This is a genomic window from Flavobacterium orientale (genome assembly GCF_014638005.1).
Lineage (GTDB): Bacteria > Bacteroidota > Bacteroidia > Flavobacteriales > Flavobacteriaceae > Flavobacterium > Flavobacterium orientale.
On sequence record NZ_BMFG01000005.1, the window covers coordinates 1 to 13,351 of the forward strand.

At 35.3% G+C, this 13,351-nt stretch carries 9 protein-coding genes; 4 read left to right on the plus strand and 5 right to left on the minus strand.

Annotated elements, in window-relative coordinates:
• Window positions 1-2,804, minus strand: a 2,804-nt coding sequence (locus tag IEV15_RS07545) for an FIDD domain-containing protein (protein WP_505661210.1), incomplete at its 3' end; no start/stop codon positions are given.
• A gap of 15 nt (window positions 2,805-2,819) precedes the next feature.
• Window positions 2,820-3,257: a hypothetical protein gene (locus IEV15_RS07550; protein WP_188361913.1), complete on the minus strand. Its 438-nt coding sequence runs from the start codon at window positions 3,255-3,257 to the stop codon at window positions 2,820-2,822.
• A gap of 164 nt (window positions 3,258-3,421) precedes the next feature.
• Between IEV15_RS07550 and folE the strand changes: the two genes are divergently transcribed.
• The 4 genes from folE to lgt all read left to right on the plus strand — a co-directional run bounded on the left by folE (window position 3,422) and on the right by lgt (window position 6,874).
• Window positions 3,422-4,093 (plus strand): GTP cyclohydrolase I FolE, encoded by a 672-nt coding sequence (gene folE, locus IEV15_RS07555; RefSeq protein WP_188361914.1) that lies wholly within the window; start codon window positions 3,422-3,424, stop codon window positions 4,091-4,093.
• Window positions 4,094-4,114: 21 nt separating this feature from the next.
• Complete coding sequence (gene cysS / locus IEV15_RS07560) at window positions 4,115-5,599, plus strand: cysteine--tRNA ligase (RefSeq protein WP_188361915.1); 1,485 nt, start codon at window positions 4,115-4,117, stop codon at window positions 5,597-5,599.
• A gap of 4 nt (window positions 5,600-5,603) precedes the next feature.
• The gene (yidD, locus tag IEV15_RS07565; protein WP_188361916.1) at window positions 5,604-5,828 is read left to right on the plus strand and encodes a membrane protein insertion efficiency factor YidD; all 225 of its coding nucleotides are present in this window, start codon (window positions 5,604-5,606) and stop codon (window positions 5,826-5,828) included.
• Between the two features lie 119 nt (window positions 5,829-5,947).
• Complete coding sequence (lgt, locus tag IEV15_RS07570) at window positions 5,948-6,874, plus strand: prolipoprotein diacylglyceryl transferase (RefSeq protein WP_373282152.1); 927 nt, start codon at window positions 5,948-5,950, stop codon at window positions 6,872-6,874.
• A 304-nt stretch (window positions 6,875-7,178) separates the two neighbouring features.
• On the opposite strand, the gene secDF is transcribed toward lgt, so the two are convergent.
• The 3 genes from secDF to gyrB form a co-directional block, all read right to left on the minus strand.
• Complete coding sequence (gene secDF, locus IEV15_RS07575; RefSeq protein ID WP_188361918.1) at window positions 7,179-10,226, minus strand: protein translocase subunit SecDF; 3,048 nt, start codon at window positions 10,224-10,226, stop codon at window positions 7,179-7,181.
• Between the two features lie 192 nt (window positions 10,227-10,418).
• Entirely contained in the window at window positions 10,419-11,354 is a 936-nt protein-coding gene (mdh, locus tag IEV15_RS07580) for a malate dehydrogenase (RefSeq protein WP_188361919.1), read from the minus strand.
• 35 nt (window positions 11,355-11,389) lie between these two features.
• Entirely contained in the window at window positions 11,390-13,330 is a 1,941-nt protein-coding gene (gyrB, locus tag IEV15_RS07585) for a DNA topoisomerase (ATP-hydrolyzing) subunit B (protein ID WP_188361920.1), read from the minus strand.
• Window positions 13,331-13,351: the final 21 nt, after the last annotated feature.

The following is a 13,351-nucleotide window of genomic DNA, read 5'->3' on the forward strand; positions in this document are numbered from 1 at the left end:
TCATGGTAGCTAATGGTCGAAGTCGCTGCTCCTCCCGTTACTTGGTTAGCAACACTTGTTAAATCAAAGATACCAACATTGTCATTGTTCGGATCACAGTAGGTTAACGGCGTTGGGGTGTTGGCAACCGGTCCAGGTACAACATTAAGTTCTAAGGTGGTGGTGGTAAAACATCCGGTGTCATTATTCTCTACTCTCACATACACCACTTGTCCATTAACGGTGTTGGTATAGGGTATCGGCAGGGCATCAATTTCTTGCTCAGCATCACTTAATGTCAAGTGATAACTCACCGTAAATCCGGATAAAGCCCCTGTGATTTGGTTGTTTCTGATAGTTAAATCAAAAGGTCCTGTTTCGGTGTTGCTACCTTCGCTACAAATAAATAATGGATCCGGTGCAAAAACCGTTGGTAACGGATTTACCACCACTTCAAATTGTGTAGTTGTGGTACATCCAAAATTATTCTCTGCAGTAACAAAAATAGTTTGTTGACCTGGAGTAGTATTTTCAAAACTTGTTGGCGTAGCAATAGTGGTTAAAACACCTCCATTGTCATAAGCATACGTTAAGAGTAATCCCGGTTGGTTGTTGGTAATCTGATCATACATAGTTGTTAAATCAAACACCTCTAATCCGTCTCCTGAATTGTTATAATCACAAAGCTCATAATCTGGAATGGCATTGTTTAATTCCGGTCTTGGGTTGACAATTAAAGTTAGCGTTGTAAAGGCAGAACAATCTGAAGCTCCCGCTCCGGTTTCTTTTACATTAATATAAATGATTTGTGTGTTAGGAGTAATCATCGGATAAGCCGATGGAGTGCCAATTGGCGTTACACCTAACAACGCGTCAGTTTCTGTTTCATGGAAGGTAACCACTAAATTAGGTTGACCTCCGGTGATTTCAGCAATGGCTTGTGTTAAATCAAACGTGGCAAAACCATTGTTATCATCATCACACAATACCAAATCACTAGGATCAAATATCGTAGGTGGTACAACTATAGTTACCGTGAAAACATGCTCGGTAAAACAATTTGGAGTAGTCCCCGTTTCTGCATAGATATACAAAGTGGTAGTAGTCGCAATGGAATCTCCTGCTGCATATTGCATACCACCTCCCGAAGGAGCAGCATAATAATTACCAACTAATAAACTTGGTAATTCATAAGGTCCGCAAGAAACCACATCAGCAGGTGTTGAAACCTGTGGTGTATCGTTTACCGTTACTGTAAAACTTGTCTCAGCAAAACAATTAGGTGTTGTTCCCGTTTCGGCATAAATATACAATTGTGTAGTGGTGGTTATAGGATCTCCTGCATTTAAAGGTGCTCCTAATCCATTCGGACTTGTAAAATAATTACCAACCGTTAAAGCAGGTAAAAGATACGAATCACAAACTGTTACATCGGGTAAAGTATCTGGGGTGGGAACAGGAATTACTGTTAAGGTAATTTGAGTTGTGCCATTAATTGCAGCATTATTATTGTTCTGTACTCTGATGTAAATAACCTCACCATCTGTACCATTATAAGTAGTTGGATTAGCAATAAATGGAGTACCTGTACTAGCAGCGGCAAATGTGGTATGATAAGTTACTGTATATTCTGAAGCTGGTAATCCATTTAGGGCATTAGCATCTGCTTGGGTTAAATCAAAAATCTCAAAACCGTCACCATTAGTATCACATAAACCGGGAATATCAGTAGGCTGAGGATCTAATGTACAATCCAAAATTATCAAATCAAACGAAGAAGTTACAATACAAGGGTCTCCATCAATTTGAATAGCAGCATATATTGTTTGACCGTTACTGGAGTAATTAGAAGCACCACCAATTGGAGCCGCTCCAATTTGTGCGTCCTCAAGCGTTAAATGATAGGTAACATCACCAAACAAACCATTTAATAAAATTCCTGAATTAGAATTAAGATTGAAAATTCCGGGACCGGGACCACAAAATTCTAAATCATTTGGAGTACCAATATTAGATGCGGGGGGGTCCATCAATACGACAGAGTCTGTTGCATTTGCAACACAACCCGGTTTATTTACAACTACAGAGTAAGTTCCAATTTGTGTAGCAATATAAGACTGACCGGTTGCAGTGGGTATTAAAACACCATCCAAAAACCAAGCATAACTTGCAGCATCAGCGATTGTAGCTTCTAAAAACACGGCACCACCTGGACATAAAATTTGGTCTTCTCCTAAAGTTAACGGACAAACAATATTACAATCTGTTGTGCCTGCATTGGGAGCCAGAGTATTGGTCTGTGTCATAGTTATTTGACCGGGAGCTCCATTAAAATTAGTAATTAATACTACATAAATTTCGCCTGCCTGAGCACCGGTAATAGTCATAGTTTCTACAGGTTGACCGGAATAACTACAATCTACTATATTACCGTTAGGATAAAAATTAGGATTAGAAGTGTTGTTCGGACATGAAGATGGAGCACAATTCGTTTGCAAAACTGGACAAAAATCAGCCGGACTTGTTCCTGGAGGAAAAGGTCCCCAAGCTATAAAGTCAACATCAATTGGAGTTCCTGTATTACTGGTTTGTGAAATTTGAAAATTCAAATTACCTCCTTGACTAATTTGCATATAAAACCAAGCCGGATTAGGAGTGGTTCCATTACAACCAATTGTTCCTAAACTTGGCACACCGGTTTGATTATTAAATGTTAGTGAACTACCACCGGCACAAAAAGGTTCCACAGTTGGACATGTGGCTCCTTGACCATAGAACACTACAGTTAATAATAAAAAAGATAAGGTTACTAGTAGTTTTTTCATAGCTAGTTTAAAATATTAAAAGATAAAGGGGGTAAAATTCCAATTTGATTCCGTAGTACAAGATTTCCCTGAAGCATCACTTTTTCCAATAAGAATTCTCCATTTGAAGCACTTTCTGTTTACCGTAGTTAACATGCCTAATTTAATTGCAACTTGATTTTTATTTAAATCAAGTATATCGTACATAATAGGATCAAACAAAGTTTCACCTGAAATATCGTTCATACAATCATTTAAGGGTTGTATTTCTAAAATTACTTTATCTAAAGTTTTAAAAGAATTGCTTTCATTCCATGATAATTCCACTGCCGCATATTCAGCAGGAGTAGCTTCTACCGCTCTGGTTGAAATTTCAATTGACGCATTACATTCCTCATTAAAAGTTACTTTTGTAACCTGAGCTTGCATTAAATTGGTACCGGCAAGTATCAAAAAAATAATCTTCTTAATCATTTGTTTACTTTTTTTAAATGTTTTAGGGGCGGAAATTTACATAAATTTAAGAAATTATTGTCTTAAAATTTTAAAGATTTTAAATGAATTGCTGTTTACATTAAATTCCTATTATTTATTTATCTTTGCACACCATTATAAATTAACAGTAATAGTCGATATTAATGAATACAGATAACGATACTTTTGACGAAGCCGGAGATGATCATTTTTTTAATTCAGTAAACAATCCCATTAGAGAAGATGCCTTTGATTTGAGCGACGATCAAAAAATTGAATTGATAAAAAAAGATGTGGCTTCCATTTTAACTACTTTGGGAATGGATTTGACCGATGACAGTATGAAAGGCACCCCTAATCGAGTGGCTAAAATGTTTGTAAAAGAACTTTTTGGAGGCTTAAATCCGTCAAAAAAGCCAAGTTCATCTACTTTTGAAAATCATTATAAATATGGCGAAATGCTTGTTGAAAAAAACATTACGGTTTATTCAACATGTGAACATCATTTGTTACCAATTGTTGGAAGAGCTCACGTGGCTTATATCTCTAGCGGAAAAGTAATTGGTCTTTCTAAAATGAATCGTATTGTGGATCATTTTGCAAGAAGACCACAAGTTCAGGAACGTTTGACGATGCAAATTGTAAAAGAATTACAACATGCTTTAAACACAGAAGATGTGGCTTGCGTTATTGATGCCAAACATTTGTGTGTTAATTCAAGAGGAATCAAAGATATTGAAAGCAGCACTGTCACTTCTGAATTTGGTGGGAAATTTAAAGAAGAACAAGTAAGAAGAGAGTTTTTAGAATACATTAAATTAGACACTAAATTTTAATAGTCCGGCTAAATTTTTTTTATGGAACTTTATAAAACAAATTCACTAAAAATATACAATTCACTATCCGGTGAAAAAGAAGTTTTCATTCCAATTCATCCCGGAAACGTGGGAATGTATGTTTGTGGACCAACCGTTTACAGCAATGTGCATTTAGGTAACGTTAGAACTTTTATGAGTTTTGATGTGGTGTATCGGTATTTTAAACATTTGGGATATAAAGTTCGTTATGTAAGAAACATTACCGATGTGGGTCATATTGTTGACGATATTGATGAAGGAGAAGATAAAATTGCCAGAATGGCTCGCATTGAAAAAGTGGAACCCATGGAAATTGTGCAGCGATATACTGTAGATTTTCATACCATTTTACATGAATTGAATTTCCTTCCACCAAGTATTGAACCTACAGCAACTGGACATATTATTGAACAAATTGAAATCATCAAACAAATTATTACCAACGGGTTTGCATATGAATCCAATGGTTCTGTTTATTTCGATGTAGTAAAATTTAATGAAACCAATAACTACGGCAAGTTAAGCGGTCGTAATATTGAAGACATGATTGCCAATACTCGTGATTTAGACGGACAATCAGACAAAAAAAACAGTCAGGATTTTGCCTTGTGGAAAAAAGCAGAACCCCAACATATAATGCGTTGGCCTTCGCCTTGGAGTGATGGTTTTCCGGGCTGGCATTTGGAATGTACAGCCATGAGTACAAAATATCTAGGTAATCATTTTGATATTCACGGTGGTGGAATGGATTTAAAATTTCCACACCACGAATGTGAGATTGCTCAAAACGAAGCTTGCACAGGTCAATCACCCGTTAATATTTGGATGCATGCCAACATGCTTACCTTGAACGGTAAGAAAATGGCAAAATCTACAGGAAATAATATTTTACCGGGAGAGATTTTTTCAGGAGATACACCCCATTTAACTAAAGCCTTCTCCCCTTCTGTGGTGCGATTTTTTATGTTACAAGCTCATTATAGAAGCATTTTGGATTTTTCAAATGATGCGATTTTGGCTTCCGAAAAAGGATTTATGCGACTGATTGATACCATCGATTTGATTCCGGCAATCCCAACATCAACTTCATCAAGTTTGGATGTTGCCACTTGGAAGCAAAATTGTTATGACGCCATGAACGATGATTTTAATACCCCAATTTTAATTGCTCATTTGTTTGAAGGTGTTCGCTTTATCAATTTAGCTAAAGAAAAAACAGAAACACTAACGGCTGACGATTTACAATTAATCAAACAAACGTTGCATTCGTTTGTTTTTGATGTTTTAGGATTGACCAATGCTTCTAAAAACAACAACCAAAGCGACAAGCTTGAAGGTGTTGTGCATTTATTAATCAATATGCGTGAAGAAGCACGAGCTAATAAAAACTTTGCTCTTTCTGATCAAATCAGAGATCAGTTGTTAGCACTCGGAATTCAATTAAAAGACGGCAAAGAAGGTACACAGTTTACAGTTTCAAACTAATTTCATGTTAAAAAAAATCCTAATAGCTCCGTTTATAATTCTAGTAAGAGCCTATCAGGTTTTAATTTCTCCGTTAACCCCGGCAGTCTGTAGGTTTGAGCCTACTTGTTCGCATTATACTATAGATGCTTTTAAAAAATATGGTGTTCTGAAAGGTTTTTGGTTGGCTGCAAAAAGAATAAGCAGCTGTCATCCTTGGGGAAGAAGCGGTTATGACCCTGTTCCCTAACCACCTAAAAACATAAAAACAAAATTTAACCTTTTTGAAATCTTAATGGTTTTAAAAAGGTTTTGTTTGTTGTTATAATTTCAATTACTTTTACTGATGCTAAGAAATTTCTAACTATGATTTTACACTCCTTGCAGTTTGTTTGGAATCCTTCTGAAGGTTTCGATTTAGGTGTTTTTATGATTCGCTTTTACAGCTTAACATGGGTAATTGCTTTTATTTTAGGATGGTATATTACTAAAAAAATATTCATTCGTGAAAATGAACCCATTGAAAAATTAGATTCTTTATTTATTTATACTGTACTAGCCACCATGCTAGGAGCTCGATTGGGACACGTTTTGTTTTATGAATCTAAACTGTTTTATGAAGATCCTTTGAGTATTTTACTTCCCATCAGAACCGTACCGGAATTTGAATTTACCGGATTTTCAGGGTTAGCCAGTCATGGAGCTGCCATTGCTATCATTATAACTATGATTTATTTCAGTAAAAAAATCATGCTACGTCCTTTGCTTTGGGTTTTGGATCGCATTGTAATTGCTGTAGCTAGCGGTGCTGTTTTTATTCGATTGGGTAACTTTTTTAATTCTGAAATTGTAGGTCACGAAACTACTTCATCTTTTGGCGTGAAATTTATTCAAGATTTTTATGGTAAACGAGATGCAGTTATGGCAACAAAAATTGCTGAACCAAAAGAAGCTTATAAAGCAATCACCAATAATCCTGAATTTGCCCAATTGGCCGAGGTAGTTCCTTACAAACATCCGGCTCAATTATATGAAGCAATTGGTTATGTTTTTGTCTTTATGATTTTGTACTTTTTATATTGGAAAACTGAAGCCCGACTGAAACAAGGATTTTTATTTGGTTTGTTTCTTATTCTTTTATGGAGTATTCGTTTTGCAGTTGAATATGTAAAAGAAAGTCAAGGAGGTTTTGAAACCTATACTATATTTAATGCCTTATCAACCGGTCAATGGTTGAGTATTCCGTTTATTTTAATTGGTTTGTATTTTGTAATTAAAGCTAAAAAAACGACGTAATTCACTTTTTTATATACAATAAAAACCGACTTTATTTGAGGTCGGTTTTTTTGTTATTACCACATTATATTTTTTTTATTTGTTAGATGATGTAAGTTTAGATTATTGTTTTAAAGCTCTCAAAAAGGTAAAAAAAGGAAATTAAATAGCTCACAGAAAACAAAGAAAACGCAGAAGAAAAAAGATATAATTAATACCCTTAAACTTTTAAACTTTTTTAAACTATTGTCTATTACCTATAACTCATTACCAAAAAAAAAGACCCGATTGCTCAGGTCTTTTTATACTATAAATTGAGAACAAATTATTCTTGTTCAAATGCTTTTTTTCTAGCTTCTTGCTTATTGATTGTATCAACCATTAAAGGAGTTGCTATAAATAAGGAAGAATATGTACCCACTAAGATACCAACAAGAATTGCGAATACAAATCCTCTGATTGTTTCACCACCTAAGATGAAAATAGAGAACAATACAATTAATGTAGTGAATGAGGTATTAATAGTTCTACTGATAGTAGTATTTAACGCTTTATTCACCACCTCGTTGAATGTACCGGTTGTATGCTCTGATAAAAACTCACGAACTCTGTCAAATACAATTACCGTATCGTTTAACGAATATCCAATTACGGTTAGAATAGCCGCGATAAACGCTTGGTCAATCTCCATGTTGAATGGTAAATATTTAAAACCAATTGAATAGATTCCCAAAACAATAATCACATCGTGGAAAACAGCACCAACTGCTCCTAAAGAGAATTGCCATCTTCTGAAACTGATTAATAAGTAAAGGAAAACTACCAATAACGATCCTAATACTGCCCAATATGCATTGGTTTTAATATCTTCTGCAATAGTAGGACCTACTTTAGTTGCTTGAAGAATACCCACCGTTTTATCATCAGAATTGGTTACAAATTGCTCATAAGTCATTGTTACCGGTAGATAAGGTTTTAAATTATCAAATAACAGTTGATTTACTTCTGAATCAATACCTTCACCTTCTTCGTTAACTTTATATTTTGTTGTAATTTTTAACTGATTATTAGTTCCAAAAGTCTTAGCTTCTACATTAGTTCCAAAACCTTTGGTTAAAGCAGAACCAACTTCATTGGCTGAAACTTCTTTATCAAAACGTACTTGGAAAGTTCTTCCTCCAACAAAATCAACCCCTTGGTTTAATCCGTTAATAAAGAATAACGATACTAACGAAGCGATAACTAAAACTGAAGAGATAGCATAAGCTACTTTTCTTTTGCTTAAGAAATCAATATTCATATTCTGAAACCAATTTTTGGACATTGGTGTAGAGAATGTTAAGTTTTGTGTTTTACTCAAACTCCAATCTAACAAAATTCTTGTAATAAAGATAGAAGTGAATAATGAAGTTCCAATACCAATTAATAAGGTAGTTGCGAAACCTTTAATTGGTCCCGTTCCAAAAACTAAAAGGATTAAAGCAGTTAACGCTGTAGTAATGTTAGCATCAAAAATAGATGACATTGCTCCTTTCCATGTAAATGCATAATTTACAGATTCTTCTAGAGTTTTGCCCATGTCTAATTCTTCTTTGGCTCTTTCAAAGATAATAACGTTAGCATCCACTGCCATACCTATCGTAAGAACGATACCGGCAATACCAGGCAAAGTTAATACAGCACCTAAACTGGCTAAGATTCCGAAGATGAAAAGAATATTTACAATAAGTGAAATATTAGCAAAAACACCGGCTTTTCCGTAGTATAAAATCATCCAAACCACTACTAATAACATACCAATTATAAATGATAAAATACCATTATCAATAGCTTCCTGACCCAATGATGGACCAACAACATCCGACTGAACAATATCTGCAGCAGCAGGAAGTTTACCGGCTTTTAATACGTTTGCTAAATCTTGCGTTTCTTCAACTGTAAAGCTACCTGTAATTTCTGAACGACCACCGGAAATGGCACCGCTTGAAACTCCTGGAGCAGAATAAACAATATCATCTAAAACAATAGCAATTGCATTTTTTTGTTGGCTAACTTTACCTGTTAACTCTTCCCATTGTTTGGCTCCTTTTCCGTTCATTTGCATGGTTACGGCCGGTTTACCAATTTGATCAAAAGTTGCAGCAGCATCAACAACAACACCACCACTAATTGGAGCTTGTTTGTTACGGTCTGCTTTTAAAGCATATAATTCTACAGCACTTACTTGTTCTTTCTTATCGTTTTCAATTGTAGTTGGTTTACCCCAAACTAACTTTGCATAACGTAATTCAGGTGTACGCAAAGATTTAATACTTTCTCTTTTGAAATAATTATTGATTGTTGCTGTATCTCTTGGAGAAAAATAAGCAACAACAGGTCCGAAACCTCTTGAAAGCATCTTGTCTAATAACGGATTATTAGTATCCACTTTTGCACTATCTGTAGTATTATCTGTCAACAACGATTCGATTTCAGTTTTAACTGAATCTTTTACTTCAGTACTTGCTACCTCTTCACTTTTTACTTCAGTTGCTTTTAAAGCATCATTTACAGCAAACAAATAATTCATTACTTGATCTGACTGTAAAGTTTCCCAAAATTCTAATTGAGCAGTACTTTGTAATAATTTCTTAGCACGATCGATATCCTTAGCTCCAGGTAATTCTACTAGAATTCTTCCTGATTCTCCTAGACGCTGAATGTTAGGTTGGGTTACTCCAAATTTATCAATACGCTTTCTCAATACTTCAAAAGCACTCACAATTGACTCGTCAACTTTTCTTCTGATAACAGGTTTAACCTGATCATCGGTCATTTTTAACGTAATTTCGTTTTCTAAGTTTTTGTTTAAGAAAATTTCAGGTGATGCTAATTTAGTTTTAGAATCTTTAGCAGCGACATCATACGCTTCAAAAAAAGCATCTAAATAAGTTTGATTTCCTCTTTGGTTTACTTTTGCATCAGCCAAAGCTTTGTTGAAAGTAGCATCTTGTGTGTTGTTCGCCAAACCTTTCAAAATATCTCTTACAGAAATTTCTAAGATAACGTTGATACCTCCTTCAAGGTCAAGACCTTTGTTGATTTGGTTGTCTTTTACGAAATCATAAGTAAAAGCATTTAAAAATACTTTCTCATTTTTAATCGAATCCAAGTATTTCAACTCCAATCGATTTAAATCAAGATTTTCAAGTGCTCCCGGATCATCAGCTAATAATCCTTTCTCTTTTTTATCAGTTAATTTTTTAAACTCCGCTGTAGCATATGCCTTGGCATCATTTTTTACTTTATTTGCTACAAAAGTGAATGAAAGTTGGTAAATACATACCAACGCTAAAATGATTGCGATAAATTTAATCAGTCCTTTATTCTGCATTATTACTAAAAATTAATTACTATTTAATTGGTAAAGTTTTGATTGTAAATCAGATAGAAACCAGAGTCGCTCTAATCTTTTTCTGAAAACGTGCAAATATATAATTATGGTTAGGATTAACCAATTAATTTATGGTTAATCTCAAAAAAAAGACTGCAAAAATGCAGTCTTTTTTATTATATATCTACTAAATTATGCTAAAACCGATTTCAAATCGCCGTTCATTGCTCTAACAGCATCTGCACTTTTAGCAAATAATGCTTTTTCATCGGCATTTAACTCCAAATCCACAATTTTTTCGATTCCGTTTTTACCGATAATACATGGCACTCCGATACAAATATCGTTTTGTCCGTATTCCCCTTCTAAAAATACCGAACATGGTATCATTTTTTTCTGATCGTTCAAGATACTATCCACCAAATAAGCTACAGAAGCTCCTGGTGCATACCAAGCAGAAGTTCCTAATAAGGCTGTAAGTGTTGCTCCACCAACCATCGTACTTGAAGCTACTTTACTTAATTCTTCTTCAGATAAAAATTCTGAAACAGGAACACCGTTATAAGCTGCTAAACGGGTTAATGGAATCATGGTAGTATCACCGTGACCGCCAATTACCATTCCGTGAATGTCATTTGCCGGTTTGTCTAACGCTTGTGATAAATACGTTTTGAAACGTGAGCTATCCAAAGCACCACCCATTCCAATCACTCTGTTTTTTGGTAATCCGGTGGCTTTTAAAGTTAAGTAAGTCATAGTATCCATTGGATTTGAAACTACTACAACAATTGCATTTGGAGAATGTTGTAATAAATTTTCGGCAACCGACTTCACAATTCCTGCATTGATTCCGATTAACTCTTCACGAGTCATTCCCGGTTTTCTTGGAATTCCTGAAGTGATAACTACTACATCGCTATTTGCTGTTTTTGCATAATCATTAGTGCTTCCCGAAACTTTTGTATTAAAACCTAAAGTAGTTTGCGTTTGCATGATGTCTAACGCTTTTCCTTCAGCAAAACCTTCTCTAATATCTAACAATACGATTTCACTCGCAATTCTTCTGTAAGCGATAGCATCGGCACATGTTGCACCTACGTTTCCTGCTCCTACAATTGTAACTTTCATTGTGTGTATAAATTTATAGTTATTTTTTTATTTACTTATGCATCAATCTTGGCATAAACTGCGTTCTTTTCAATAAATTCTCTTCTTGGCGGTACTTCATCTCCCATTAACATAGAAAAGATACGATCTGCTTCTGCCAAACTATCAATAGTTACTTGACGAAGCGTTCTGAAATCAGGATTCAAAGTGGTTTCCCAAAGTTGTTCCGCATTCATCTCTCCTAAACCTTTGTAACGTTGAATTGCTGCAGAACCTCCTAACTTTAAGTTGATCATATCGCGTTGGTCATCATTCCAAGCATATTCTTTTTTATTTCCTTTTTTCACTAAATATAAAGGTGGTGTGGCAATGTAAACGTGACCACCCTCAATCAATTCTTTCATGAAACGGAAAAAGAACGTTAATATTAAGGTAGAAATATGACTACCATCCACATCGGCATCACACATGATGACTACTTTGTGGTATCTCAATTTTTCTAAATTCAATGCTTTTGAATCTTCGGCTGTTCCGATGGTAACTCCTAAAGCAGTGAAAATATTACGAATTTCTTCGTTTTCAAAGACTTTATGGTGCATAGCTTTCTCCACATTCAAAATTTTACCACGAAGCGGTAAAATAGCTTGAAAACCACGATCACGACCTTGTTTTGCCGTTCCACCTGCCGAATCTCCCTCGACTAAGAAAATCTCACATTTTTGTGGGTCTTGTTCTGAACAATCAGAAAGTTTTCCCGGTAATCCGCCACCGCCTAAAACGGTTTTACGTTGCACCATTTCACGAGCTTTTTTGGCAGCGTGACGGGCTTGAGCAGCTAAAATTACTTTTTGTACAATAATCTTAGCATCATTTGGATTTTCTTCCAAATAATTCTCCAACATTTCTGCAACAGATTGACTTACCGGAGAAACAACCTCACGGTTTCCAAGTTTGGTTTTGGTTTGTCCTTCGAATTGTGGTTCTTGAACTTTTACCGAAATAATTGCTGTTAAACCTTCACGGAAGTCATCTCCAGAAATTTCAAATTTCAATTTATCTAATAACCCTGAACTGTCTGCATATTTTTTCAACGTACGTGTCAATCCCATTCGGAAACCTTGCAAATGCGTTCCTCCTTCGTGGGTATTGATATTGTTTACATAAGAAAAGATATTTTCTGAATAACTGGTGTTGTAAACCAACGCCACCTCAACCGGAATTTCACCTTTTTCATTATCCATGCTAATCACATGAGATATGATTGGTTCACGGTTACCATCCAAGAACTTAACGAATTCTTTCAATCCTTCTTTCGAATGGAAAGTTTCAGTAACTAATTCGCCTTTTTCATCCAAATGCCTTTTATCACACATTGTAATGGTGATTCCTTTATTTAAAAAGGACAATTCACGCATACGAGCGGCCAACGTATCATACGAAAACTCAATCGTTTGTGTAAAAATAGTCGTGTCCGGCTTAAATGTAACCATCGTTCCACGTTTGGTCGTTTCACCAATTTGCTTCACAGGATACATTGCTTTTCCGCGTTCGTATTCTTGTTCGTATATTTTACCGTCTCTATAAACTGTCGCTCTTAAATGGTCAGAAAGTGCGTTTACACACGAAACTCCAACACCGTGAAGACCTCCGGAAACTTTATACGAATCTTTATCAAACTTACCTCCTGCTCCAATTTTTGTCATTACTACTTCAAGAGCAGAAACACCTTCCTTTTTGTGAATATCGACCGGAATTCCACGTCCGTTATCTTCTACAGATACAGAATTATCTGCATTTATAAAAACTGTAATGGTATCACAGTGTCCTGCCAACGCCTCGTCAATGGAGTTATCAACAACCTCATAAACCAAGTGATGCAAACCTCTAACACCTGTATCTCCAATATACATGGAAGGACGCATTCTTACGTGCTCCATTCCTTCTAAAGCCTGAATACTATCCGCTGAATAACTATTCTTTTTAATTTCGTCGCTCATAAATTTTTATACTAAAAATGC

Excerpts from the sequence above, each read along its gene's own strand:
- yidD (WP_188361916.1), top strand. The coding sequence starts at position 5,604 with ATGTTAAAAAAAATCCTAATAGCTCCGTTTATAATTCTAGTAAGAGCC.
- folE (WP_188361914.1), top strand. The coding sequence starts at position 3,422 with ATGAATACAGATAACGATACTTTTGACGAAGCCGGAGATGATCATTTT.
- gyrB (WP_188361920.1), bottom strand. The coding sequence starts at position 13,330 with ATGAGCGACGAAATTAAAAAGAATAGTTATTCAGCGGATAGTATTCAG.
- mdh (WP_188361919.1), bottom strand. The coding sequence starts at position 11,354 with ATGAAAGTTACAATTGTAGGAGCAGGAAACGTAGGTGCAACATGTGCC.
- secDF (WP_188361918.1), bottom strand. The coding sequence starts at position 10,226 with ATGCAGAATAAAGGACTGATTAAATTTATCGCAATCATTTTAGCGTTG.
- cysS (WP_188361915.1), top strand. The coding sequence starts at position 4,115 with ATGGAACTTTATAAAACAAATTCACTAAAAATATACAATTCACTATCC.
- IEV15_RS07550 (WP_188361913.1), bottom strand. The coding sequence starts at position 3,257 with ATGATTAAGAAGATTATTTTTTTGATACTTGCCGGTACCAATTTAATG.